Origin of the sequence: Halomonas sp. G11 (assembly GCF_001663515.1) — a bacterium.
In the GTDB taxonomy this organism is placed as follows: domain Bacteria; phylum Pseudomonadota; class Gammaproteobacteria; order Pseudomonadales; family Halomonadaceae; genus Vreelandella.
In genome coordinates this window covers 101,472-127,535 of sequence record NZ_LYXG01000034.1, presented here as the reverse complement: position 1 = coordinate 127,535, position 26,064 = coordinate 101,472, and the positions used below count along the sequence as shown (strand labels likewise).

The window sequence follows — 26,064 nt, the reverse complement described above, 5'->3', positions numbered from 1 at the left end:
CTTAATTTTTTTATTCAAAAACAGAATTTTAGATTATCTCAGGCCAATTTGCGCCGTGGAATTACAGCGCGCCTCTTGCTAACTAATGATTTTTGTATCCATACTACATTTTATAATTTAAAAAATGAGCACGCCATTGTCACCAAAACTGACCACCAACAACTCAGGGGAACAATGCAATGGAATCCACAAAAGGTATCAACGAACCAGCAACGTCGGCTGGATCAGACAATAGCCACCAGAACTTGCTGGAAGCCTCCATCTTGCCGGTCTGGCTGAATCAGCGAACGATCGGTTTCTTTGGTTTTATCTGGTTATGGATCGGGATGGCCGTCATCATTGCCACCTTCCAGCTCGGCGCTGGCGGTGTTGCTGGCCTGCCACTGGTGCAGGTCGTGGCCATCATCTTCCTTGCCAACCTTGTGCTTGGCGTCGTCATGAGTCTTACCGCTGATATAGGAACAGAGCACGGCCTCTCTTTTGCCGTCTACTTACGTGCCCCCTTTGGGCTCAAGGGCACGCATCTTCCGGCTGTCTCACGTGGTGTGGTCGCCGCCATCTGGTTCGGCGTACAAACTTACCTCGGCGCCCTGGCGCTTAACGGCATTGTCGAATACCTGTGGGGGTTTGATAATTGGGTATTGTGGTATGTGCTCTTCGCTGTCGTGCAGATCGTCAACACCGCTCTCGGCATTCGCGCAGTAGAATTACTCGCCTCTATCGCCGCCCCCTGCATCGTCGCCATCTCAGTCTGGATGTACTTCACGCTCAACGTGTTAGCTGAGACCAACGGCATCAATATCTGGACGTTTGTTGGCGATCAACAAGTAGTGCCTTTGGTGCTGTTCTTCGCCAACATGGCTTTTTGGTCAGCACTAGCGGTGGATATTCCCAACTTGACCCGCTTCCTACGCACGCCAGGAGGACAACGCAGCTTCTTTGCCCGCAATCGCAACGTCTTCGTCGCACAGTTTCTGGCCTTACCGGCGACTCAGGCCTGGGTTGCGTTGATTGGTGGCGTGTCCTTTATCGCAGCAGGTGACTGGAACCCCGTCACCGTCATTCAAGGCCAGGGCGGGGGCTTCACCATGGTGGCACTATTAGCCATGGTGATATTGGCTCAGTGGTCTACCAATAATGCCGCCAACTTGATTCCGGCTGCCCTTACCTTCGTCAATGCCGGTGCCCCTCGTATTAGCTATCCTGTCGCCTTGATTATCGCCGGTATCATCGGCACCGCTTCCATGCCTTGGCTGATTCTGAACAATTTGTTTACCTTCCTCAGCTACTATGGCGCGGTACTCTCCGCTGTCGGCGGCATTATGGTGGCAGATTACTATATCTTGCGGCACCGTCGCCTTAACGTGCCCGCCTTGTACGATCCCGCAGGCCAGTTCCGCTTTTTCAACGGCTTCAACCCAGCTGGCATTATCGCCTGGCTGGCTGGCGGGGCCATGGCACTTATATTCCTAGAGTACGCCTATGCCGTTGGCTTCATCACCGCGTTGGTGGTGTACGTGATACTGATGAAAACCTGGATCCTGCGTCGCTATCCCCAAGAAGAGCTGGATAGTAATTTTGATGATCGTTTTCTGGCGACATCAGTAGGGCTTAACTGGGTCTACACCGAGCAGAAACGCTTCGAGCGCCTGACAGCCGACGATATCCCGGCCTCTGCACTTAAGCGTGAAGATCGCTAAGCTGGCATTAACCATCGCTACTGCGCCAGTCGGCCAACTCGGGGGATTTTTATAATGACCGATTACCCAAGCACTGCCCTTGCCATCGGCGAAGCCATCCAACATGGCAAGCTCGACCCTGTCATGCTGACGCGCCAATGCCTGACGGCAGCTAAAGACAGTGACGCCGTTTTTATATCGCTCACTCCAGAGCGCGCCATGTTCGAAGCCGAGGCCGCTGCTCGGCGCCAAGAACGCGGCATCTCGCTAGGGCCGCTTGATGGTGTCCCGCTCGCCTGGAAGGATCTATTCGATGTTGCTGGGGTAGCAACGACGGCTGGCGGCCGAGTGCTCGCCGAAGGGCCCGCCACGTACGATGCCACGGCGGTTCGCCATGCGACAGCGGCTGGCATGATATGCCTGGGCAAGACCAACCTTACCGAACTGGCCTATTCAGGCCTTGGGCTGAACCCGCACTATGGCACGCCTCACCATACGCCGGGTACGGGAGAGCCCAGAGTGCCCGGCGGCTCCAGTGCTGGCTCAGCAGTGGCCGTCGCCAAAGGCATCGTACCTGCAGCGATAGGCACCGATACGGCAGGCTCGCTGCGGGTACCTGCCGCCTTTAATGGCCTTACCTCCTATCGCCCATCCCAGGCTCGCCATAGTCTGCAAGGCGTGACTCCACTCGCCCATAGCCTGGACACCATTGGCGTCATCGCGACAACCCTACAAGACTGTTTGGCCATCGACGATGCGATGCGAGGAGAAGAGGTTACAACGCGGGAGGGTGCTGACCCCGAACGCACGGTAATCGTGCTGGATACCGCCTATCTGGACGACGAGCGCATAGAAGAAGGTGTGCGGCAAAACCTGGAGCGCAGCGCCGAGCAGCTTGCTAATGCGGGCTTTCACCTGATCAGACGCAAGCTTGCCAGCGTGAGCGACACCCTCAGCCTCATTCAACATCACGGCTGGCTGGGCGCCGCAGAAGCGTACACCGAGTACCGTGAACTGCTGGAAAGTGGCGCTGCAGACACTATGGATCCCAGAGTTCGGCAGCGATTGTTAAATGCCCAGAAGATGGCACCGGACAGCATCGTGACGCTTTATCGCCAACGCCGGGTGCTTCAAGCTCAGCTTCGCCATGAACTCGCCGGGGCGACGCTACTCTCCCCCACCGTTGCTCACACGGCCCCCCTCCTTGCACCTTTGGAAGATGACCCAGAGCGCTTCGCTGCAGTAAATCTCGCCACGCTGCGGCTAAGCATGGTGGCGAGCCTGCTAGACGCTCCAGCTGTCGCACTGCCCAGTGGTGTTGATGAGAATCACCAGCACACCAGCATCCAGCTAACGGCACCTTGCGGAGAGGATGAAGCACTTATGCGCGTAACCCTTGCCGCCAGCGATCACTTGAGTCTCCCCAATAAATCCCAATAGGCCCATTGCCAATCTGAATCAACTGTTAAAGGAGCTCTTATGTGCGGATTATGCGGCGTATTCGGCGGTGAAGACCACTGGAGCACTCACATCGAAGACCCTGAGCAGGCGCACTACGAGCGTCGCCGTGCCAGAGCCTACCGGGCAGAGCTGATCAACCGCGTACTTAAGCCACATCGTCTCGTGCTCGATGATTTTCAGGCATCCAGCTTTGTGATTGCCAGCGCAACAGGCAAGCGCGAGATCGTCCAGGATCTGGGTGGCATCTGGCGCCAAGCCGAGCTGATGACCGGGCGGGATATCGACCCGTTGGATGAGAATTTTCTGGCATCGTTAAACTGATGCTTAGATGTTTCTAGCTTGCCCCTGAGAGGAGCCGATCAATGAACGACGAGACGCCACTGCTACCGGTTCACGTGATATCCGGCTTTCTGGGCAGTGGCAAAACCACCTTGCTCAAATCGGTACTGGCCAGTGAAGACTTCGGCGACAGCGCCGTGCTGATCAACGAGTTCGGCGACGTGGGCCTGGACAACCGCCTGCTGGGTGAAATCGCCGAAGATGCCGTGCTGCTCTCCAGTGGCTGTGTCTGTTGCACCATTCGTGGCGAGCTGTCTGATGCCTTAAGACGCCTGATGTCACAGCGGCAGGACGGTAAAATTCCACCCTTCAAACGAATCATTCTGGAGACCACTGGCCTGGCCGACCCCGGGCCCATCGCCTCAACGATCACCGCAGACCCTGTGCTACGCCATCACCTGCGCCCAGGCACCAATCTCACGCTGGTCGATGCCCTCAACGCAACCACTAGCCACAGACTCCAGCCGGTGTGGGAATCCCAGATTGCGGTAGCCGACAAACTCGTCATCAGTAAGGTCGACCTGGTCGATCAAGCCCAGCTTGATGAGGTTCAGAGCCTGATTGACTCCATCAACCCGGCAGCGCAGCAATTGGGGCAGGAAGCCTTAAAGCAGGCCAGTGATGAGCTATTCGGCAGTGGGCCGCATATTGACCACTACAGTTACTCAGAGGTAAAAACATGGCTTGGGCCCTGGCGTAAGCCGCCAGCACCTGACGCGGCTTCTCACCTTGGAGATGTTCAGTCATTCCGCCTCTGCTTCGACGGCGAAGTGGACTGGACGTGCTTTGGCCTTTGGCTCTCGATGTTGCTCAATCGCCATGGCAGTCAAGTCATGCGAGTCAAAGGCGTGTTGCATGTCAAAGACGATACTCGCCCGGTGATCATACACGGTGTTCAGCACACCGTTCATCCACCCGAGCACGTAAGCGACTGGCCTAACAACGATCGCATCTCGGAGCTAATTTTTATCACTCATGGCATCACCGCCAAGCGCGTGACAGACTCGCTGGAGACCTTCATGAAGGCCGTTAGCAACCACCCAAGCCCCAGGATATTCCATGCATGAAGCTGCATCACCCAAAGAGTGTGCCGCGCCCTATGTGAATCGTGGCCCCGTCACCCTGAGGGTGCTCGGCACCTCGGTGACACTGCTTGAAAGCATTCGCAAGCGTGCCAGGGAAGACCTGGGTATTCGCCTTACCTTTGAGGTACTCGATGGCGTTGCCGCCCAGCAGGCGGGGGTGCTAACCCCTGACAGCTTCGATATCTATGACCAATGGTTTCACAACGTGGACTTCGTGTGGCCCGCTAATGCGATTCAACCCATTCAGGTGGATCGCATTAAACACTGGGACATGATCAATGACCTGCCAAAGACAGGTAGGCTAACCCCCCACGCGCCTCTTGGTGCAGGCAGTAACCCGGTCAATCTTCTCTACATCCAACCCGATGGCAATTATGGTCCTCGCCCAAGCGGGCATATCACCATGCTCCCAGTTAGCCACAATGTGGACAGCTTCGGTTATCGCATGGACATGCTCCCTAAAGGGCTGGATATCAACCAAGAGAGCTGGAGCTGGTTGTTGGACAAGCGCTGGAAAGGCTTGGTCAGCCTGCAAAATGACAGCGCCATCGGCGCCATTGACGCCGCACTGGCCGCCAAAGCAGCGGGGCTGGTCGAGTTCGAAGACCTTGGCAATCTCAGCGTGACAGAGATCGACAGCCTTATCGATTGCCTTATCAATCTCAAGCGTCAGCAACACTTCCGCGCCTTCTGGAGCAACCAGGATCAAGCCTCTTCCGACATGGTGCGCGGCCGAGTCGGCATCGAAAGCCTATGGTCGCCCGCCATGACGGACCTCAAAAAACGCAACATCAAGGTGCGAATGGCGGCGCCAACAGAGGGCTACCGCGCCTGGTACGGTGGCATGTCAATCTCACGCCATGTGAAGGGGCGCACACTAGATGCTGCCTATGACTACCTCAACTGGTGGATTTCTGGATGGCCCGGCGCCGTCATGGCCCGCCAAGGCTATTACATTTCCACCCCAGAACTGACCCGCCCTCACCTATCCACTGCTGAGTGGGACTTTTGGTATGGCGGTAAGCCTGCCGCCAAGAGTCTTCCAGGCCCCGATGGCACCTCTGATATGATTCATCGAGGCGAAATCCGCGACGGCGGAGACTACCAGACAAGAATGAGCCGCATCGCGGTGTGGAATACCGTCATGGATGAGCATAACTATTTGGTAAGGCGCTGGAATGATTTTATGTCGGCTTAAAGTGCAGGCTTTGCACTGGCAGCTAACAGCGTGATGGCCATTAGCACACGACCTCGCCTCTTGGCTTACAGGAGCTTACGCGTGGTTCTTGTTTGCTCAGCATTGTGTCTTCGCCCACCAGCTACCATCTAAGCAATACTGCTCCTGCAACAAACCCGCCAACGCTGGAAAATGTTATAAATCCTAATCAAGTCCGCCACGACCGAGCGTTGAAAGAAAGGCTTACTATCCTCAGCCTACTTAACCATCTTGTGCTAGGCTAAATTCAGTAGAGAATTGAGGGGCATGAGCAAGCTAGGGAAGTAAAACGTGATGTATAGCTGTAAAGCGTTGGGGCAGAAAACGGCCCTAAGCGGACATTCTGGAAAATGCAGCAGGCGCGCGAATTTTGGATATACAGCCTAATGGAAATTAATGGCTCGAAGAATCATAGGCTTGGGGGGATCTGGTAGGCTACATTTGCAGGAAAAAAGTGGCAGCACGTTGATTCAATCATAGAGCGTGCCGTCTAATACGCTGTTAGGCAAGGAAGAGAGATGGGCATCATCGAGCAAGTTTCCAAAGATTTACCGAACTTTCCGGATGATGTAATCGATCAGTGGATTGGTTATTACGCAGAGTCTGAAGGTTGGCCGCCACCATCCCCTCTCGAAGGTAGATGGCAGGGCTTGCTTGCGAATAAAGACCTGAAATATTGGTCGTCATTAAAATGGAGTAGAGAAGTTATTTATCCTCCATCATTGGTGCTAACACCGGAGTGCAATCGTCGCATCCAGGAGATGATTGGCTTTCATGCAGCTGGTGTCCCGTGCGCTTATTCTGAGTTCATGGGGGAGGAAGCCAAGCCTAGACTCGCCAGATTATTACAGTATCTTCGAGAAAACGGCAATTTACCCTGCGCGCCGATTTTGATTGAGAAAGATGGCGAGCACGAAATAATCGATGGCAACCATCGAGTCGTTGCCTACCTCTTGTGGGAGCCGTGGAAAGAGAAGGAGATCTTTCAGAAAGAGCCATTCCCCGTCACGTTGAGCCGAGAGATTGAATTCTGGGTAGGGCGAGAGGATGCCTAACAAGGCGCATCAATTCGCGGCCTGCGGCCGCCGGACGCCCTTTCCATTGCGGCTTCGCCTCCATTCCAAGGGCGCCGTTGTGCGCTGGCATTAGAAGGTACGGATGGATAGAGTCATAAATATTCTTAAAATTTTAGTTACAAAAGGTCTTAAGTCTGTCGGGTTTATTCTAGTTGCTGGCGGAATTGCGGCAATTAATCCTGATTTAATCTTGGCTCTTGCGCTTCTATTTGTAGAGTTCAATACACGAGAGCCACTCCAGGGTAATGACATTGCTGGCTGGATAATGATTGGTCTTGGGATATCGTTGTTTTTACTTGATTACTATCTTTATAGGGATGAGAGCCCAAGGAGAAAAAGAGACGTCAGTAATTTTAATGCCTTGGAGTCCATTGCAAGTTACGAGGACATCAATGACTCACTTAACCACGTTGCCGCGAACCATTGTTTGTTTCCTTCACATCAAGACTTGTTTGATGATTATTATTCGGAAATATCTAAATACAACTCTAAGTATTGGAATGCGTCCTTAGAGAAAAATAGGAAAAAGGTGCAATCGACACTCGAAGAAGCAATAGCATATTTTCAATTAAACTATTTTGATATTGGTGGGAATCGGGTGATGCTTCAACCAGATTTACGTAAAACAAAAGAATACGAGGTTTACGTAAGTAAAGAGCATAAACTGATTGAAGAGTTTCGAAGTAGTTACATTAAATTTAAGAGCGTCGCAAAAAAGAAGCTCAAACTATGAAATCTTCTAACAAGGCCATCAAATTCGCTCCCTCCGGTCGCCGGACGCTCGCAAGCTCGCGCCGTTTATGGCGGCGTTATATTTCTGGAGGTTTGCGCGAGACTCAATACAAGGTTACGTGTTTTTTGCTGAGAATCTGAAAGTAAGATATATTTTATAATTGGTTGTACGGCGTGAATAAAATTGTAAATTTTGGGTGGGAGATTGCATGAGTGTTTTCGAGAGTTTTCGGCTTCTTAAAGAAGATATGGAGGAAAATGGTTGGGTTATTGACGCTTTTCCATTCAAGTATAAAAAATATAATTATATAGTTTTAGCTAAGCTATATCAGGATAATGAAGCACGACCTCAATTCGCTCTCATGAAAGCCAAAATAATGAGAGAGGGTGATGCGAACATAAACATAACAATCCCTGTAAATGTGAATGGTTTTATTATAGGTGCCAAAGAATTAAGGGAGTTTTTTGGTATACAGTATGCTTCGAATGTTGGTGAGATTTTGAAGCAGTTTAATGAGCAGTTCGCTAGGTTTATACCTACCAGAGTAGAGTTAAATAAGCCCGATCGCCTAAAAAACCCGATGGTTAATGATTTATCCTCAAGCGACAGTGGATGCCCAAACAAACTGTATTGCTTTGATGTAAGAAGAAATGGCGAGAATAGAAATAGAACACCATTTAACGATAATAAAACAAGGTTGCTAAGGCCTGATCTGTATTCGCACTTTTGCGATGATCGAACAATTAGCTTTTGCTATTCATCAGAGAGTGAGAAGGCGGAGACAGACGAAGAAATACTATCTAAGTTTGGCAGCCGGTAATCTTTCGTTATTTGATTAGAAGTGATTAAGTGAAGAATATAACAAGGCCAGTCACGGCGACGCCTACTGCATTGCGGCTTCGCCTTCATTCCGTAGCCGCGCATTCTGGCTGGCGTTAAAAGTCATGAAAAAGAATTACACAGCTTCTGACACGATACTGTTGCCGCAATATCAGCAATCTGCGGCATTTATGGAGCGATTCCTCATAGCTGCCCATGAGGAAGGCGCTTCAATTGTGCGCAGTCCCAATAGCACGAAGATAAAAATGGTCGATGGTTCTGAACTCGAAGCTGACGTTCTGAGCTATTTTTCTGACGGAATAGATGAGTTCCGAAAGGAGTTCTCTTCAGAGCTATTGGAGCGCATTAGCTGTCATGAACTTGATCTATTTTGTTCGGTTATTGCAGAGGAATGGTTTGATGGGAAACGGCTTCGCGAGAATGGCAATCCGCGACGTTTGAAAAGGTCGGTTTACGACTATTTGTCTCGAGTATCTGGCATAACCAAACCAGCCGAATTCATTCAGGTTCGCGAGAGCCTATCTGGCGTCGAGCCTTTGATATCAGCGGAAGCTGTTGCGGCCATCCTCACTGTAAATGACCAGATGATTTACCGTCACGTTGAGGCATGGAAGCAGCAGCACCCCAACGCTAGCCACCTAAGCAGTAATGACGTCTTTTTCCGAAGAGGGTTAGCATTAAAAGCTCCTTTAAATACGTCTGAACCATATCGAGAGTGGGACTTCATAAATTCTTACTCGATCGCATTTAGCGCGCCAGAACAATTTTCCCAAATGATGGAAGGGAGAGCCCCAGCAGTTGTAAATGGTGATATGGCGCTCTTCGAAGGGCGAATTTTGTTCTTTTCACCATTTGTTCCGGGTATGGATATCGGCCAACTGGAGATCGGCGTTATTCCCGCAGAGAGTCCACTTTCTGTTCACTACCAAGGTGAGCATGCTGGAATTATGGAATATATACTGGATCCTCCACTTTTTCAGAGGGATTGATTTTAACAAGTGCGTCAACGGGATCGCTTTGTTCCGCTGCCGCTCCACAAATCGGCCCGTTACGCCGGCGTTGAGGCTGTAGAAAAACCTCGCTGACGGCTATGTTTTGGTAGGATCGAGGAAACAGACGAGGAGTGGTCAGCATGCCGCGCTTCAAGTCTTATAACTACGACCAGAACGCCATGGTGGTGATCAACTACCAGGATCAACTCCAGCCCGGCACCTTTGAACACGCTGTGCACTACCTGATCGAGCACAAGCTCGACTTATCCGTTTTCCATCCCAAGTACCGCAACGATGCGACTGGTCGGTTGGCCTACGATCCGGCCATCCTGTTGAAGATCATCCTGTTTGCCTACTCAAAAGGCATCACCTCCAGTCGCGAGATGCAGTGGTGTTGCGAGACCAATATTATTTTCAAAGCCCTTTCCTGCGATACCGTGCCCCACTTCACCACGCTGGCGAGCTTCGTCAGTCGCCATGCTGACGAGATTGAAGCGCTGTTCGAACAAGTGCTGCTGGTGTGCCATGAACAAGGCTTGCTGGGTAACGAGCTCTTTGCCATTGACGGCTGTAAGATGTCATCCGATGCCTCTAAAGAGTGGTCTGGCACGTTCAAAGAACTGGGCGAGAAGCGCGACAAATTGAGAGGTCTGATTCGGCATCACCTACTGGAGCACCACGCGCGTGACGAAGCCGAAACGGAAGCCGACCTGGACCGGGATATTCGCCGGGCTAAGATGATCCTCTCGTTAGATGATGCCATGAACAAAGTGGATCGTTTCCTAAAGACGAACAGCCCAAGGATGGGCCGGGGGAAGCGGATCAAGGAAGTGAAGAGCAACCTCACCGATAACGAAAGTGCCAAGATGACCACCAGTAAAGGCACGATTCAGGGCTATAACGGTGTCGCCACAGTGGACAAAAAACACCAAATCATTATTGACGCTCAGGCCTTTGGCGAAGGCCAAGAACACCACACCTTGCAGCCAGTATTGGAAACCGTTGAAGCGCGCTTTAAGAAGCTGGGTATTGCGGAGAATATTTACCAGAAAGGCACCGTCGTGACCGCGGATACCGGCTTCGCTAATGAAGTCAATATGAAGTACCTGCACGAACGGAAGATCAATGGCTACATCCCCGATAACCAGTTCCGAAGTCGAGATCCGAAGTTCGCCGACCAGAAAGACAAATACGGCAAGCGCCACCAGGACCTACCGGACAAAGGGTGGCGAGAGACGACGCCAGCGAGCGCGTTCCAGTTTGATCCTGTAAAGCTAACGTGTATCTGCCCAACCGGCGAAAAATTGACTTATCGAGGGCAGCGGGAAGCCGACAATGGCAAGATCCGGGTACACTTCGAAGGACGTTTGCTGCAATGTCGGCATTGCCCAAAGAAATACCGATGCATGCAAAATCCGAGCTCTGCCGACCATCGCAACGGTGCTGGTCGACAAGTGTCTTTTATTATCGAGAACAACCGGTTGCCCAATTATACCGACTGGATGAAGCACCGAGTCGATAGCCCCAAGGGTAAAGAAATTTACAGCCACCGCATGTCGGTAGTAGAACCGGTGTTCGGTAATATTGGCACGACGAAGAGGCTGAGCCGCTTCAGCCTGCGGGGCAAGAAGAAGGTGCAAGGTCAGTGGAAGCTCTACTGTATGGTGCACAATATTGAGAAGTTGGCGAATTACGGCCACATGGCCGCGTCATGAAGGGTTTAGAGCGGGGTAAGAGCAAAAGGCCGTCTTCAACAAGCTTTAGCTGGGCGCTCAAGTGGGTAAATGCCGATATTAAGATTACTCAGCCAGATGACCGGCTGGGTAAATGAATAAGGACAACAGGCGGTGGAAACAACTCGAAAACGTGTTTTTCTACAGCCTCGTTATATCAGCGCTACCTCAAAGACCGCTCTTGGCCGATAACAGCCAAACCAACAAACAAAAAAGGGCCTGCGATCTCTCGCAGGCCCTTTTTTCACAATTTGGCGCGCCCGGCAGGATTCGAACCTGCGACCCTCGGCTTCGGAGGCCGATACTCTATCCAACTGAGCTACGGGCGCTTAGGGGGCGTATCCTACCCGCGCGGGCGGGCTGTGTCCAGCCGCGGGAGCGCTTAGCCGCTTAAGTCAATTGACCCTTTTCAGTTCCTTGGTGCATCCTTAACGGGCATCTCTGAACCTAAAGAACCGGGAACACAATAAATGAAAACATTTGCACGTAGCACGCTGGCACTTGGCATCTCACTGGCGCTGGTGAGTGCCGCTAACGCCTCCGTTGAGGATATGGACCCCGTTACCCTGCGCCTGGCGCATGTGGTGAACGAGCAGGATGGCTTCCATATCGCCGCCACCAAGTTTGAAGAGCTTGTTGAAGAGCGCACCGACGGCAAGGTGGATATCGAGATTTACCCCAACGCCTCGCTGGGTGACGAGCGCACGCTGCTGGAAGGCATGCAGATCGGCACCGTGGATATGGGCGTGATCACCAACGGGCCGGTGGCCAACTTTGTCGAGGAAATGGCGGTGTTTGAACTGCCGTTCCTGTTTCCCTCACCGGAAGCCGCCTACGAAGTCCTCGATGGCCCCATCGGTCAGGAGCTGCTGGACAAGCTCTCCGAGGTCAACCTGAAGGGCCTTGCCTACGCCGAGCGTGGCTTCCGCAACCTGACCAATAGCGAACGCCCGGTCAACGCGCCGGAAGATATCGATGGCCTGCGCATTCGCGTGATGGAAAACCCGGTATACACCGATACGTTCCGCGCCCTCGGTGCCAACGCCATTCCCATGGCCTGGACCGAAGCCCTGACGGCCATGCAGCAGGGCACCATCGACGGTCAGGAAAACCCGGTCAACGTGATCCACTCGTTCAATCTGGACGAAACCCAGAACTACATGACCCTATCCCGGCACACCTACGCGCCGGCGATTTTTGTCATGGGGTCTTCCGCGTGGAACCAGCTCCCCGAAGACGCGCAGGTGATCCTGGAGGAAGCTGCTCAGGAAGCGGCCGAGCATGAACGCCAGGTCAATGCCGAGATGGAAGCCGAACAGCTCGCCGAGCTGCGCGAGGCCGGTATGGAAATCAATGACTCGCCGGATATCGAGGCCTTCCAGAAAGCCGTGCAGCCGGTATATGACGAATACGCCGAGCAGTTTGGTGACTATCTACCGCGCATTCGGGAGGCATTGGAATAAGTGACCCAACGCGCCCGCGCGCTGATCGCGGGGCTGCGCCGTGTTGAGCACGGGCTGGATGCCATCATCCAGCCCGTGGTGTTTATGGCCATGGCGGCCCTGATTGGCGTTATCACGTTACAAATCATTTCCCGCGTACTGTTCACCGCCGTGGAGTGGACCGAAGAAGTCGCCCGCTTTCTGCTGGTGTGGCTGACGTTTCTTGCGGGCACCCTGGCCTTCCAGCGCGGCCGACATATCGCGGTCACCTTTGCCGTCGATGCCCTGCCTGCTCGGCTGCGACAGTTGGCGCGGTTGCTGGCCACATTGGTGGTGGTGGCGTTTCTGATTGCCCTGGCGGTGATTAGCGTGGAATACATGCAGGTACAGAGTTTCCAGAAATCGGCGGCGCTGCGCGTGTCGATGTCTTATGTCTACGCCGTGGTGCCCTTCTGCGCCGCCGTGATGGCCTGGTACGCCCTGGTCGATGCCGTCGAACTGGTCGTCACCGGTGATACCCACGAGCCAAGGGAGACACCGTCATGACGATGCTCCTGTTCGGGCTGTTTTTTGCCTTGATGCTGCTCAACGTGCCCATCGCCTTTGCAATTGGCGCCAGCACGCTGTTTGCGCTTTATCAGGCGGGCGTGCCGCTGATGGTGGTGCCCCAGCAGATGTTCCAGGGGATTAACTCCTTCGCCCTGGTGGCAATCCCGATGTTTATTCTGGCCGGGGATTTAATGGCCCAGGGTAAGGTCAGCGAAAAGCTGGTGAGCTTTGCCGATTCATTGGTGGGCTTCATGCGCGGCGGGCTGTCGCTCGTCTCGATCATGGCAGGGATGTTCTTTGCCGCCATTTCCGGCTCGGGGGCGGCCACCACCGCCGCCGTGGGTTCGAGCCTGGTGCCGGAGCTCAAGCGCAAGGGTTACGACCCCGCCTCCGCCGCCAGCTTGATCGCCGCCAGCGGCACCATCGGCGTGGTGATTCCGCCGTCGGTGCCGATGATCATCTACGCGGTCATCGCCCAGCAGTCGGTCTCCAAGCTGTTCTTGAACGGCTTTCTGCCGGGCCTGGCAATGGGCCTGGGGCTGATGGCAATCGCCATTACCCAGGCTTATCGGCGGCAGTACCCCAAAGGCACGCCGCTGTCGTGGCCGGTGATTCTGCGTACTTTCAAAGACGCCAGTTGGGGGCTGATGACGCCGGTGATTATCCTTGGCGGCATCTTCTCGGGCATTTTCACGCCGTCCGAGGCCGCCGTGGTAGCGGTCAACTACGCCATTATGGTGTCGTTGTTTGTGTATCGCGATTTAACGATCCGCAATGTGTACCAACTGCTGATTCGCTCGGCGATGACCACGTCGGTGATCATGCTGGTGATTGCCATGTCGGCGGTGCTCAGCTGGACGCTGTCCAGCTGGCAGGTACCCGGCGCGATTGCACAGTCGGTGCTGTCGCTGTCCACCGACCCGTACGTGATCATGCTGTTAATTGTGGCGGTGATTCTGCTCACCGGGGTGTTTATCGAAACCGCCAGCGCGTTGATCATTCTGACCCCCGTGCTGCTGCCGCTTGCGCTGAAGTTGGGCATCGACCCGATCCACTTTGGCCTGATTATCGTGGTGGGGCTGTCCATCGGCATGATTACCCCGCCGGTGGCCATCAACCTCTATGTGGCTTCCTCGGTGACGCAACTGCCGCTGGAGCGCATCACCCAGGCTATCGTGCCATATCTACTGGGGTTGATCGGCGTACTGCTATTGGTGGTTTACGTGCCGATGTGGCTTGGCTGGTCGGGGTGAGTTGATAAATGCAGGGGAATCGTTATTCCCCTGCGGCCAGATCACGCACCGGCTGGCCTGTGTCAAAAGCCACGACGTTGTCGAACGCATCGCCAAAATAGAGCTCATAGCTGTCTTTCTCGACATAGCCCAGGTGCGGCGTTGCCACGACGTTCGCCAGTTCCAGCAACGGGTGCGCCCGCACCGGTTCGTCATCGAACACATCCACGGCGGCCATGCCCGGCCGCCCGGCGTTGAGCGCGGCTTCCAGCGCGCCGTCTTCCACCAGCGGGGCGCGACTGGTATTCACCAGCAGCGCCGTGGGCTTCATGCTGGCGAGGTTTTCGGCGGTGACGATACCGCGGGTTTCCGGGTTTAGGCGCAGGTGAAGGCTGAGCACATCGCTGCGCGCGAAGAAATCCGCCTGGGAATCCGCCACCTCAAGCCCTGCGGCCGCGGCTCGTTCACGGGTCGTCTCCCGACCCCACACCAGCACGTCCATTTCAAACGCCTGGCCGTAACGCGCCACCAGCTGGCCAATCTTGCCGTAGCCAAAAATACCCAGCGTGCGGCCTTTCAAGCCGGTACCCAGCGTCCGCTGCCAGCGCCCGGCCTTGAGATTATTCACCTCGTCGGGGATATGCCGCATCGCCGCCAGCACCAGCCCCCAGGTCAACTCGGCAGCCGCATAGGGCGAACCGGTGCCCGCCAGCACGGTCACGCCGTGCTGGCGGCAGGCCGCCATATCCACATGAGCCGCCCCACCGCCAGTCTGGCTGATCACCTTGAGCTTGGGTAACCGCGCCAGCAACGACGCCGTTATCGGTGTGCGCTCGCGAATCAACACCAGGGCCTCGGCGTCTTGAAAGCGCGCCACCAACTGGTCTTCATCGGTCACCGTGTCGTTATAGACGGTGACCTGGTGGCCTGCCAGCTTGGCAAAGGCATCCAGCGTGCGTACGCAATCCTGATAATCGTCGGGGATCACTACCTTCATGAGTGCGTTTCCTTGGAAGGTTCAGAAGCTAGCGGGGTAGCGCCTTTAGGCGTATGGGTCGCAAAACGCTGCCACGCGAAGATACCTGCTATAACGGCAATCCCGGCGACATCGGTGATGGCTTGCCCATTGATCAGCATCAGGGCGGCGAACAGCAGCAGTCCACGTTCTAACCAGGAACATGGGCGCGCAAAATAGCCGATGGTCGATGCCGCCAGGGCAATAATACCCAGCACCCCGGATGCCACTGCCATGCCAATTTCCAGCTTCGTGCCTTGGCCCAGAAGCGGCGGGTGATAAATGAACATGAAGGGAATCAGGAAGCCGCCCAGCGAAATCTTGGTGGCCGTCAGTGCCGTACGGAACCAGTGCGAACCGGCAATCGCGCCACCGATATAAGCCGCCAGCGCGACAGGCGGCGTCACGCCTGAAAGAATCGCGAAATAAAGGATAAACAGGTGTGCCGAAAGACTTGGCAGCCCCGCTTCGATAAAGGCCGCCGCGACCACCGATGCCGCCAGCATATAAGCGGCGACCGTGGGCAGGCCCATCCCCAGAATAATGGCCACCACCATCGCCAGCAAAAGCGTGATTAGCACATCACCACCGCTCACCATGACGATCAGCGAGGACACCTTGAGCCCCAGCCCCGTCAGGCTGATCACCGCGGCAATCAGCGCGACACTGCCGATAATGACGGCAATCATGGCCGCCGTCATCGCCCCGGCTTCGAGGGCCGCCGGCAGGGATTTTACCCGCTCCCATAGCGTTCCCTGACTGCGTGGCGATACCAGATACAGCACCATCGCCGTGAAGTACGCTGCCACCGCGGCGGTTGTCGGTGTATAGCGCAGTATCAGCATGGTAATCAGCACGATCAGCGGCAGCAGTAAGGTTTCTACGTTGAAAAACCCTTCGCGCAAGCTTGGCCGCTGGTCTTTGGGAATCGGGTCCAGCCCTAGGCGCTTGGCTTCAAAATGCACGCTCATCCAGATAGCCAGGTAAAAAAGCAGCGCCGGTATCAGGGCAGCACTGATAATGTCCAGGTAGCTGGTTGATATCACATCGGCCATGACGAACGCAGCCGCGCCCATGATGGGCGGCAGAATCTGTCCGCCGGTCGATGCCGACGCTTCAGTCGCCGCGGCAAAACGCGGGCTATAGCCGCTTTTCTTCATCAGCGGAATGGTGAACACCCCGGTGGTGGCCACGTTGGCCGCCGTGCTACCGCTGATACTGCCAAACATGGCACTACACAAGGTAGCCGCTTTGGCGGGCCCGCCTGCCATTCCGCCGGTCGCGGCGGTGGAAAGCCGCATGAACGTATCGCCGCCGCCGGTCGTGACCAGCAGCGCTCCAAACATGATGAAGATGACAATCACCGTGGAGGAGGTGCGCATCAGGCTGCCAAAGATGCCAGTGGGGCCGAGGTAGAAGGTCGCCACCAGGTCGTCCCAGCGAAAACCGCCGTGGCCCCACACGCCGGGCAGGTGTTGCCCAAAGGCCGCATACGCCAGGGCGATCAGCACCAGGATCGGGAAGGCTAGGCCGATGGCGCGGCGACAGGCTTCCAGAAGCAGCAATATCGCACTCACGCCCAGTACCAGGTCCAGCGCGGTAGGCGTTAAATAGCCAAGTTGATAAATGATGCGGTCGAAGTGATAAACGTAGTAACCGCTGATCACGACGCTCATGACAATCGGGACAAGATCAAACCAGGGGATCTTCTGGGCATCCCGTACCCGGCAATGGTAGGCCAGAAAAATCAGCGGCATTGCAAACAGCAGGTGAACGGCGTTTTGCGTATTCACCGGCCCGGTAACGGCCGTGTAGAGGTGGAAGATCGCCATCGCAACGGCGGCTGTGCGCACCACCACAAACCAGAAGCCCGAGAGCTGTCGCTTGCCCGAATCCTCCTGATACTTTTCAACAACATTGGGATTCTTAGCGGTATCCATGGGGGAACTCCCGCGCCGCCCGCCCCAAGGCGGTCGAGCAACGCGTCAGACTGATAGCTAACGCCCCCACCGGGATACCGGCGGGGGCTCAAGAGTGTACTTACTGAGCTTCAGGCGGAATGATGTCTTCCGGAATGTCCAGACCCAACTCCTGGTAATAGCGCAGCGCCCCGGCATGCAGCGGGAAGGTGGCGGTATCTACCACGGTCTGTGGCTCAACGCTTGCCGCTGGCTTGAAAGAAGCCGCCACTTCGTCGTGGTTTTCCCAGTACGCTTTGGTCAGTTCGTACACCGTATCGGCGTCAAGCTCGGTGCTTGCCGCCACGCCCATGTAGATCCCCAGCGACTGGGCTTCGCTCATCCCGGTATAGGTATCCGCCGGTACAATGGCAGGCGACAGGAAGGGCAACTCTTCAATCACCGTGTCCACCTGTTCGTCCGTCAGCGACAGCAGCTGTAGCGGGCGTGAGGAATGCACCTCGGTAAACAGCGGGATCGGCGGCACACCGTTGTAGCTAAAGCCGACCAGGCGACCATCGGTCACGCCTTCCGCCGCATCGTTCACCCGCATGCGCTGGAAGTCCGGCTCGATATTGAGGATGTCGAATACCTGCTCGGTAATGTACTCACCGCCCCCACCAATGCTGCTGGGGTTGAAGCGTTCGCCGTTCAGGTCTTCAAAGGTTTCGATATCGCTATCCTGGCGAACTGCCCAGTGCATGGTGGACGGCGCAATCCAGTAAACGAGCCGCACATCCGGATTGGGCGTGTCCTCGAAACGGCCGACGCCGTTATAGAGCTCATACCCCACCAGGGCTTCGGTGAACGCCAGGTCAAGCTCGCCGTTATTCAGTCGAATGGCGTTTTCGCGGGTGCCGCCCGTTTCACGTACGGTAATTTCGTAATCTGAATTGGCGCTTATCACGCGCGCCCCTTCCGAGATACCAAAGAACCAGCCGGTACCGGTGGGCACGGCGCCCATGTTAAGCGCGGTCTGTGCCTGAACAGTGCCGGTCGTCAGCGCACCGGCGACCAACAGGGAAGCGGGTAGTAGGTGGCGTAGTTTTATTGCAGTCATTGTTATTTCCTCTCAGCGTCGGGAAGCATGTTGTGCTGTTGTGTGCTGTGGGAGGCCAAGGTCGCGCCCCTCCCGAAAACTCACCAAGCAGGGGAACATCGCTTGATGGTTGCTAGAGTGATAGCGCTAAAGGTGGGTGGCTGTATATTGGTGATTGATGAACCTGCCTTCTCCAAACGCGAAAGCTGGACAAGGAAGGCGCACGCCGTCTGACTTGGCGAGCCACCAATCAACGCACCTCGGCGGCATTCACCAAATGGTCGACCAACACCCGGGCGGCCATGGAGAGCTTGTCTAAATCTTTCACGTAGATACTCAGCCGACGCCGTGCCCAGCTGTCCCGAATCGCCAACACCTTGACGTTGAGGCCATCGACGTACTGACGAATGGCGCCGCGGGGCAATACGCCGATCCCCAGGCCTTCCTGGACCATCAGGCATAGCGCGTCGTAGCTGGTCACCTGTATGCGGATGCGCAGTGTCTTGTTGACCATGCTGGCGGCGCGCATGATTTCCAGGTTGATGGCGCTCGCGGTATGCAGCCCCACATGGGGATAGTCCAGGCACTCGCGAAAATCGATCTGCTCCCGCTCGGCAAGCGGATGCTGCTTGGGGACCACCAGCACGAGGTCATCAACGTGGTAGGGAAACTCGATGAGGTCATAGCCATGCAGCAGTTGGGCGCACACCCCGATATCTGCATTGTTGTTCATGACTTCGCGGGTAATGACGGGGCTTACTTTCTCTTCCAACTGCACGCCAATATCCGGGTGCTGCTCGAAAAAAACGCGCATTTCATTGGGCAGGTACTGGGTAATCGCTGACATGTTGGCGAACACCCGCACCATGCCGCGCTGACCACTGGCATAGTCGCGCATCTGCAGATCGAGGTCTTCCAGATTATGCAGCACGCCCCGGGATAGATTCAGCAGTGCACTCCCGGCGGGCGTCAGCACGATGCCCCGGTTGTTGCGCTTGAGCAGTGGCGTGTTGAAGTAGGCTTCCAGCTCGCTAAGCCGCTTGCTGACGGCCGAGGTCGCCATGAACGAAGCATCGGCAGCGCCGCTGATGGTGCCCGTTTCAGCCACGCGCACGAACAGCCTGAGTGAGGTCGGGTCGAGTTTCATGGCAGTTGTCGCGCCACGGGGCGCTTGATCAAGGCGGAGCGCATGCCCTTCTCCTGTGTTGTGATGTTCATGCACGTTAGCGCTTTGCTCATGCGGTTAATACTCATGTGCTTAAATACTATAGAGGCTGTTCGGGGTATGGGGCGCTAACAGGTGGTCGACCAGATGACGGGCCACCAGTGGCAGAGTAGCGTAATGGCGCATTCCCACCACCAGCTCGCGCTTGGCCCACTCGTCGGCCAAGGGGATCATGCATAACTTTAAATCTTTCAAATCGCGATACAGCGTCTGCTGGGGCAATACACCAACGCCCATGCCGTAATGAATCATGCGGCAAATCGCATCGAAGCTGCGTACCTGGATTCGCATGCGCAGGGTTCTTCCCGCCTGGCTGGCCTGCTCATGCAGCAGCGACTGCAGCGAGGTGTCCTGCTGCAAGCCCACAAAGTCGTATTCAGCAGCCTGATGCAAATGCAGCTCCCGATGAACAGCCAGCGGATGATCCTGCGGGGTCACCAGCACCAGTTGATCGCGCCGATAGGGCATTACCTCCAGCTCATCCGCCGCCACATGGCTGGCAAAAATGCCGATATCGGCCACGCCATCGCGCACGGCGGTAATCGCTTCACTGCTGGTACGTTCCTGCAGGTCGATCTTGATCTGGGGGTAGGTCAGGGCGAAGGCACTTAAATCCTGGGGAAGAAAGGCGATGATCGCCGAGGTGTTGGAATGTATCCGCACATGACCGCGCACCCCTTCGCCATATTCGCTCAGCTCGGCCTGCATTCGCGCCACGTCTTCGAGAATGCGTCGGGCATGGTGTAAAAACGCCCGGCCTGCCGGGGTGAGCTCAACCCCCCGGGGGCGGCGATACAAGAGTTCGGTGCCCACCAGCGCCTCCAGGTCGCTGACGCGCTTGCTGACCGCGGCCACGGCAAGGTGCTCACGCTCAGCGGCGGCGGTGAGCCGCCCCTCATCGGCAATGGCGACAAACAGTTTCAAGGTGACAAAATCAAATCGCTGCATCGCGCTGACCGCCCTGCTATTGGGGTAAAAGAACGTCCTTCGCCATCTTAGGCTTCGTCCATGACGAACACCTAGTTCCTGATTGCTTAATTGTTCTCACGCGCCAGCTCGCCGATGCTGGTGGGTAAACAAACTGACAAAAGCTGCATGAACAGGGTTATCAGGAGCTTATATTATGACCACCCGCCAGCTTCCCCTCGATGGGCTTAAAGTCGTAGAGCTTGGCCAGCTAATTGCAGGCCCCTTTGCCACCAAACTTCTCGGCGAATTCGGCGCTGACGTGATCAAGATCGAGCCCCCCGGCACTGGCGACCCCCTTCGCAAATGGCGGATTCTCGAAGAAGGCACCTCGCTTTGGTGGCATGTGCAAAGCCGTACCAAGCGCTCGGTGACCCTCGACCTGCGCACTGAAGAGGGCCAGGACATGGTGCGCCGCCTGGCGACAGAGGCGGATGTCATCGTTGAAAACTTCCGCCCCGGCACGCTAGAGGGCTGGGGGCTTGGCTATGAAGACTTGGCCGCGCATAACCCCAGGTTGATCATGGTGCGCGTTTCCGGCTTCGGCCAGACCGGCCCTTACCGTAACAAGCCAGGGTTCGGGGTCATCGGCGAGGCGATGGGCGGGTTGCGCTACCTGACCGGCCAGCCAGATGAACCCTCGGTACGGGTCGGCGTCAGCATCGGCGATTCGTTATCCGCGCTATACGCCGTGATAGGCACGCTGCTTGCCCTTCAGGAGCGACAGCGTAGCGGCCTGGGGCAGGAAATTGACGTCGCGCTCTACGAGTCCGTCTTTGCCATGATGGAAAGCCTGCTGCCCGAATACGATGCCACCGGCCATGTGCGCGAACCCAGTGGTAGCGCACTGCCTGGCATCACGCCCTCGAACGCTTACCGTACCCAGCAGGGTGACTATGTGCTCATCGCAGGCAACGGCGACAGCATCTTCAAGCGTCTTATGCAGGTCATCGGCCGCGACGACCTAGCGCAGCACCCTGCCATGGCGCATAACGATGGCCGTTCCCAACATGCCCAGGAAATCGATGCCGCTATCGAGGCCTGGACCCAGACCCGGGAGCGTGACGAGATACTGCGCCTCCTGGAGGAGGCCCGGGTCCCCGCAGGCTACCCCTATACCGCAGCGGATATCGCCAGCGACCCCCACTACCTGGCCCGCGAAATGATCCAGACCGTGACGCGTGCCGACGGCCGTCCGCTCAAGGTGCCGGGCGTCCTGCCCAAATTGAGCGCCACGCCCGGTAGGCTTGGGCAAGGTGGCCCGCCGCTGGGTGCCCATACCGATGAAGTGCTTGATGAGTTGGGCATCGACACCGAAACCCGTGAAAAACTGCGCCATGCAGGCATTATCTAACCTTGAGAGGGCAGGATGGAGACGCTACAAATCAATGAAGTCGCTCCCCGGGATGGCTTTCAGAGCGAATCGCGTTTTATACCCACCGACCAGAAGGTGGCGTTGATTGATGCCTTGACCGCCACCGGCATTGCGCGCATCGAGGCCACCTCCTTCGTGTCGCCCAAGGCGATTCCTAACCTGCGTGATGCCGCCGAGGTCGTCAGCGCCATTCAACGTCGTCAAGGGGTCGACGTAACCGTGCTGGTCCCTAACCTGAAAGGTGCCGAGCGTGCGCTTGCCTGCGGTGTCGACGAGATCAACCTGGTGATGTCGGCAAGCGATGCCCACGGCCGGGCCAACCTGCGCATGACGCCCGACGCGTCACTCCAGCAGTTTGCCAACATCATCAATACCGTCAGGGGCAGCGGCGTGTTTATCAACGCCTCGCTGTCGACGGCCTTTGGTTGCCCGTTTGAAGGCAATGTGCCTGAAGCGCGGGTATTCGACCTCATCGAACAACAGCTGGCGCTGGGCGTAGAGGGTGTCACGCTCTGCGATACCACCGGTGTTGCCAATCCGGTTCAGGTGAGCGCACTGTGTGCTCAGGTACTGAAACACTTCCCTGGCGTACCGTTTACGCTGCATTTTCATAATACCCGGGGCATGGGCCTTGCCAACGCGCTGGCCGCCTGGCAGGTCGGCATTACCCGCTTCGATGCCTCGCTGGGAGGGCTTGGCGGCTGCCCCTTTGCCCCCGGCGCCACGGGCAATGTGTGCACGGAAGACCTGGTACACATGTTTGAGCAGATGGGCGTCAACACGGGCGTCAACCTGCCCGCACTGCTCGAGGCCTCTGCCACTCTCCCCGACTTGATCGGCCACGACACCCCTGGGCAGGTAGGCAAAGCAGGCAGCGCCGATCGTCGCCATCCTCTGCCTGCCCAGGCGTAACGCAACCCCACCGATGGTAAATAACAATGACTCAGTCCGTGACATCCGCCCAACCCTTGAACCTTTCCCAGCAGTTAATCCAGCGCCATCTCGTCAGCGGCGAGATGATCCCGGGCAGTGAAATCGCTCTAGATATCAACCAGGCGTTGCTTCAGGACGTGCTGGGCACACTGGTCATGCTGGAACTCGAAGCCATGGGCCTGGACCGCGTCCACACCCAGCCCAGCGTGCAGTATATCGACCACGGCCTGGTACAAGCGGACAACCTGAACGCGGAAACCTATCTGTTTCTGAAAAGTGCCTGCGAGCGTTTCGGCGTGTGGTACTCGGGGCCCGGCAATGGCATCAGCCACCCGGTGCATATGGAAAACTTCGGCGTGCCCGGTCAGTCGATCGTCGGCTGCGACAGCCATACCACGGCGGCAGGGGCGCTGGGTATGCTGGCCATCGGCGCAGGCGGTATTGAAGTCGCCATGGCCATGGCGGGGGAGCCGCTGTATATCACCATGCCCAAGATCTGGGGCATTAAGCTGGAAGGCCAACTCCCCGACTGGGTGTCCGCCAAGGACATCGTTCTCGAACTGTTACGCCGACACGGCGTTGCCGGTGGCAAGAACACGATGATCGAATATTACGGCCCCGGGCTTGCCCACCTTTCCGCTATGGACCGCCATGTATTGGCGAACATGGGCACTGAAATGGGCGCGACGGCCACGGTCTTCCCCAGCGACGAAGAAACCCGTCGCTTTCTGGCGGCTCGTGGACGGGAGAGTGACTGGCAGCCACTGGCCGCGGAGCCCGGCTGTCGCTATGAACTCAACGATCATCTGGACCTCGCGACCCTCGAACCCATGATCGCGTTGCCTTCCAGCCCGGATAAGGTCGTCACCGTCCGCGAAGCGGCAGGCCAGCCACTCCATCAGGCCTATATCGGCTCTTCAGGTAATCCGGGCTATCGTGATTTTGCGGTGGTGGCGGAAATCGTCCGCGACCGCCAGGTGGCCGACGGCGTCTCCCTGGACATCAACCCGTCTTCCCGCCAGGTGCTCACCACGCTGATTCAGCAGGGTTATCTGGCTGATCTCGTTGCCAGTGGCGCGCGACTCCATCAGGCAGGTTGCAACGGCTGTATCGGCATGGGCCAGGCCCCAGCCGTGGGGCTCAACAGCCTGCGCACGGTACCGCGTAATTTTCCGGGGCGCTCGGGCACACGGGAAGACAGCGTTTTTCTATGCAGCCCGGAAACGGCGGCGGCCTCGGCACTGGCCGGGGTCATTACCGACCCACGAACGCTTTCCATGGCGTATCCGCGCATTACCGAGCCGGACAAGATAGTCATTAACCGCGCGCTGTTTAACGCGCCGCTGCCTGTTGAAGAAGCCCGCCTCAAGCCCCTGCAAAAAACCGACAACACACCGGCATTACCGGCGTTGAGCCCCCTCCCCGATACGCTGGAAGTGCCCGTATTGCTGGTCGTCGGCGACAACATTTCAACCGATGACATCATGCCCGCCGGGCAGCGGGTGCTGCCTTACTGGAGCAGCATCTATGCGTCGGCTCCTTTCACGTTTGAAGCCGTCGATGACACCTATGCGACCCGCGCTGACACCACCCGCACCCAGGGCGGTCATGTGATCGTCGGCGGTGTTAACTACGGCCAAGGGTCAAGTCGCGAGAATGCCGCGCTGGTGCCCCGATACCTGGGCTTGCAGGTGGTGATCGCCAAGAGTTTTGCCCGCATTCATTGGCAGAACCTGATTTGTTTTGGCGCCTTACCGCTCACTTTTTGCCAGCCCGAAGATAGCGGGCGTTTGAGTCAGGGAGACATCATTGTGATCAAGGACCTTTACAACCAACTCGCCAAAGGCGATGACCTGATCGCCGAGATTCCCGGCAAGGGGACAATGACCTTGCACCACGGGCTGACGGAGCGCCAGAAAACGTTGATTGCGCAAGGCGGTGTCATTAATCACCTGCGTGAGCGCAATGCTCAACAAGCGACGTCGACCAGCGGCTAGCCACCGCCCGGCAGATAACCATCGAAAAGGGTTTGTCCAGTGACAGGCCCATGATCAACCAGTACACCCTTATAAAAAGCTGCCGATCTCGATCACGCCGCCACACTGGCTGGGGCTATAGCCTGGCAGACACTGCACCGCTTCCTGGAAGGAAGCGCTGCGCAGCACCTGCAAAAAGTCGTCAAATTTAGGCTCTTTCAGGGAACGATGATGGCAGGCCAGCAAGTAGTCTTCCGTGGCCAGCGGCACAAAATCAAGCCCAAACCGCTGCGCGGCGGCCTCGACACCAAAGCCTGCATCTGCCATACCCGCCGCCACATAGGCCGCGACCGCCGAGTGGGTGTACTCCTCAACCCCGTAACCATTGACGTTGGCGGCTGAAATACCGGCCTCGGCCAGCAGGCTGTCCAGCAGTTCCCGGGTTCCCGACGACGCCTGACGGTTGATAAAGGTCACCGGCCTGTCGGCCAGTGCGGCAACACCATCAATGCCCAACGGGTTACCCGGCGCCACCATTAGTCCCTGCTGGCGGGCGATAAATCCTATCAGCCGATGATAGCGGGGCTTGAGCAGGCGGCGATATTTGCGCCGTGCCTTTTCCCCCACAGCTCCCCTGGGCAGGTGGCAGCCCGCCAGATCACAGCGGTCTTGGTTCAGGGCTGCAAGCGCTTCCATCGAGCTGCAGTACTGCAGGTAAAGCTGCAGTTCACCAAGATGCTGCGGCAGCAGCTCTATCGCAAAACCGTGGCTGGCGTGGAGGCGCAGTACCGGGTGCACGCCTTCCTGGTGCTGCTGAATGGCAAGGTTCAGCTCTGAGCTCAGGCTATCGAGCTGCGGGCTTAACCGAGCGGTGGCGCGCTGCTCGGCCCACAGCAGCTTCTCACCCAGCGGCGATAGCCGCGCCCCGCGTCCACGCGCCATTTCTACCAAAGTGACACCAAAAAACTCCCCGCCCTGGCGCAGTAAATTCCACGCGTGGCGATAGGAAATACCCGCCTCTTCGGCGGCATGGGTCAACTTGCCATGACGATGCACTGCCCCCAGCAAGCGCAGAAGGTGGGGATCGAGACGGTGCCCCTCTTCATCACTAAAGCACCAGGAGGGCGTTACCTTGATCCGTTTCATAGGCACACTATTTCATATTTTTAAGCCGATAACTTGATGCTAGCTTTGTATTAA

At 56.5% G+C, this 26,064-nt stretch carries 22 protein-coding genes and 1 tRNA gene; 16 read left to right on the top strand and 7 right to left on the bottom strand.

Translation table 11 applies throughout. From position 1 onward, the window contains the following. The first annotated feature begins 179 nt into the window (after positions 1–179). The 10 genes from ADS46_RS13570 (at position 180) to ADS46_RS13525 (ending at position 11,136) form a co-directional block, all read left to right on the top strand. Entirely contained in the window at positions 180–1,700 is a 1,521-nt protein-coding gene (locus ADS46_RS13570) for an NCS1 family transporter (RefSeq protein ID WP_066320931.1), read from the top strand. Positions 1,701–1,754: 54 nt separating this feature from the next. Next, a complete protein-coding gene (locus ADS46_RS13565) occupies positions 1,755–3,119 on the top strand; it encodes an amidase family protein (protein ID WP_066320930.1) in 1,365 nt (454 codons plus the stop codon). Positions 3,120–3,158: 39 nt separating this feature from the next. Beyond that, the gene (locus ADS46_RS13560) at positions 3,159–3,461 is read left to right on the top strand and encodes a hypothetical protein (protein WP_066320928.1); all 303 of its coding nucleotides are present in this window, start codon (positions 3,159–3,161) and stop codon (positions 3,459–3,461) included. Between the two features lie 41 nt (positions 3,462–3,502). Beyond that, positions 3,503–4,546 carry a CobW family GTP-binding protein gene (locus tag ADS46_RS13555; protein WP_066320926.1) on the top strand — a complete coding sequence of 348 codons (1,044 nt, stop codon included), beginning with the start codon at positions 3,503–3,505 and terminating at the stop codon, positions 4,544–4,546. Next, on the top strand, positions 4,539–5,762 hold the full coding sequence (locus tag ADS46_RS13550) for an ABC transporter substrate-binding protein (RefSeq protein WP_066320924.1): 1,224 nt from the start codon (positions 4,539–4,541) through the stop codon (positions 5,760–5,762). Before ADS46_RS13555 ends, ADS46_RS13550 begins: the two co-directional genes overlap by 8 nt. A 536-nt stretch (positions 5,763–6,298) precedes the next feature. Next, a complete protein-coding gene (locus tag ADS46_RS13545) occupies positions 6,299–6,835 on the top strand; it encodes a hypothetical protein (protein ID WP_066320923.1) in 537 nt (178 codons plus the stop codon). 103 nt (positions 6,836–6,938) lie between these two features. Next, a complete protein-coding gene (locus ADS46_RS13540) occupies positions 6,939–7,589 on the top strand; it encodes a hypothetical protein (protein WP_066320922.1) in 651 nt (216 codons plus the stop codon). A gap of 208 nt (positions 7,590–7,797) precedes the next feature. Beyond that, positions 7,798–8,409 (top strand): DUF6037 family protein, encoded by a 612-nt coding sequence (locus ADS46_RS13535; protein ID WP_066320921.1) that lies wholly within the window; start codon positions 7,798–7,800, stop codon positions 8,407–8,409. 124 nt (positions 8,410–8,533) lie between these two features. Further along, on the top strand, positions 8,534–9,418 hold the full coding sequence (locus tag ADS46_RS13530) for a hypothetical protein (protein WP_066320920.1): 885 nt from the start codon (positions 8,534–8,536) through the stop codon (positions 9,416–9,418). A gap of 143 nt (positions 9,419–9,561) precedes the next feature. Further along, positions 9,562–11,136 (top strand): transposase, encoded by a 1,575-nt coding sequence (locus ADS46_RS13525; protein WP_066320919.1) that lies wholly within the window; start codon positions 9,562–9,564, stop codon positions 11,134–11,136. Between the two features lie 270 nt (positions 11,137–11,406). Here the strand turns inward: ADS46_RS13525 and ADS46_RS13520 are convergent. After that, positions 11,407–11,483: transfer RNA gene (locus ADS46_RS13520), tRNA-Arg, on the bottom strand. 141 nt (positions 11,484–11,624) lie between these two features. Here ADS46_RS13520 and ADS46_RS13515 point away from each other — a divergent pair. The 3 genes from ADS46_RS13515 to ADS46_RS13505 are packed head-to-tail and all read left to right on the top strand — an operon-like array spanning position 11,625 to position 14,398. Next, positions 11,625–12,617: a TRAP transporter substrate-binding protein gene (locus ADS46_RS13515; RefSeq protein ID WP_066320918.1), complete on the top strand. Its 993-nt coding sequence runs from the start codon at positions 11,625–11,627 to the stop codon at positions 12,615–12,617. Beyond that, positions 12,618–13,142 carry a TRAP transporter small permease gene (locus ADS46_RS13510; protein WP_066320917.1) on the top strand — a complete coding sequence of 175 codons (525 nt, stop codon included), beginning with the start codon at positions 12,618–12,620 and terminating at the stop codon, positions 13,140–13,142. It begins immediately after the preceding gene. Next, positions 13,139–14,398 (top strand): TRAP transporter large permease, encoded by a 1,260-nt coding sequence (locus ADS46_RS13505; RefSeq protein ID WP_066320916.1) that lies wholly within the window; start codon positions 13,139–13,141, stop codon positions 14,396–14,398. The genes ADS46_RS13510 and ADS46_RS13505 overlap by 4 nt, the downstream gene beginning before the upstream one ends. 22 nt (positions 14,399–14,420) lie before the next feature. On the opposite strand, the gene ADS46_RS13500 is transcribed toward ADS46_RS13505, so the two are convergent. From ADS46_RS13500 to ADS46_RS13480, 5 genes are all read right to left on the bottom strand, one after another. Further along, entirely contained in the window at positions 14,421–15,374 is a 954-nt protein-coding gene (locus ADS46_RS13500; protein WP_066320915.1) for a D-2-hydroxyacid dehydrogenase family protein, read from the bottom strand. Beyond that, positions 15,371–17,332, bottom strand: a complete 1,962-nt coding sequence (locus ADS46_RS13495; protein ID WP_066320913.1) for a TRAP transporter permease — start codon at positions 17,330–17,332, stop codon at positions 15,371–15,373. The genes ADS46_RS13500 and ADS46_RS13495 overlap by 4 nt, the downstream gene beginning before the upstream one ends. Before the next feature lie 100 nt (positions 17,333–17,432). Next, a complete protein-coding gene (locus tag ADS46_RS13490) occupies positions 17,433–18,410 on the bottom strand; it encodes a TAXI family TRAP transporter solute-binding subunit (protein ID WP_066320911.1) in 978 nt (325 codons plus the stop codon). A 229-nt stretch (positions 18,411–18,639) separates the two neighbouring features. Continuing rightward, complete coding sequence (locus ADS46_RS13485; RefSeq protein ID WP_066320909.1) at positions 18,640–19,536, bottom strand: LysR family transcriptional regulator; 897 nt, start codon at positions 19,534–19,536, stop codon at positions 18,640–18,642. Positions 19,537–19,647: 111 nt separating this feature from the next. After that, the gene (locus tag ADS46_RS13480) at positions 19,648–20,562 is read right to left on the bottom strand and encodes a LysR family transcriptional regulator (protein WP_066320908.1); all 915 of its coding nucleotides are present in this window, start codon (positions 20,560–20,562) and stop codon (positions 19,648–19,650) included. A gap of 175 nt (positions 20,563–20,737) precedes the next feature. On the opposite strand from ADS46_RS13480, the gene ADS46_RS13475 reads away from it, so the two are divergent. From ADS46_RS13475 to ADS46_RS13465, 3 genes are read left to right on the top strand one after another with little or no spacing between them, the layout of a single operon-like run. Next, on the top strand, positions 20,738–21,934 hold the full coding sequence (locus tag ADS46_RS13475) for a CaiB/BaiF CoA transferase family protein (RefSeq protein ID WP_066320905.1): 1,197 nt from the start codon (positions 20,738–20,740) through the stop codon (positions 21,932–21,934). 15 nt (positions 21,935–21,949) lie between these two features. Continuing rightward, a complete protein-coding gene (locus ADS46_RS13470) occupies positions 21,950–22,867 on the top strand; it encodes a hydroxymethylglutaryl-CoA lyase (RefSeq protein ID WP_066320904.1) in 918 nt (305 codons plus the stop codon). A gap of 26 nt (positions 22,868–22,893) precedes the next feature. Beyond that, positions 22,894–24,885: an aconitate hydratase gene (locus ADS46_RS13465; RefSeq protein ID WP_066320903.1), complete on the top strand. Its 1,992-nt coding sequence runs from the start codon at positions 22,894–22,896 to the stop codon at positions 24,883–24,885. Between the two features lie 69 nt (positions 24,886–24,954). Here ADS46_RS13465 and ADS46_RS13460 read toward each other — a convergent pair whose 3' ends face one another. Next, complete coding sequence (locus tag ADS46_RS13460) at positions 24,955–26,010, bottom strand: substrate-binding domain-containing protein (protein WP_066320902.1); 1,056 nt, start codon at positions 26,008–26,010, stop codon at positions 24,955–24,957. Positions 26,011–26,064 lie beyond the last annotated feature (54 nt).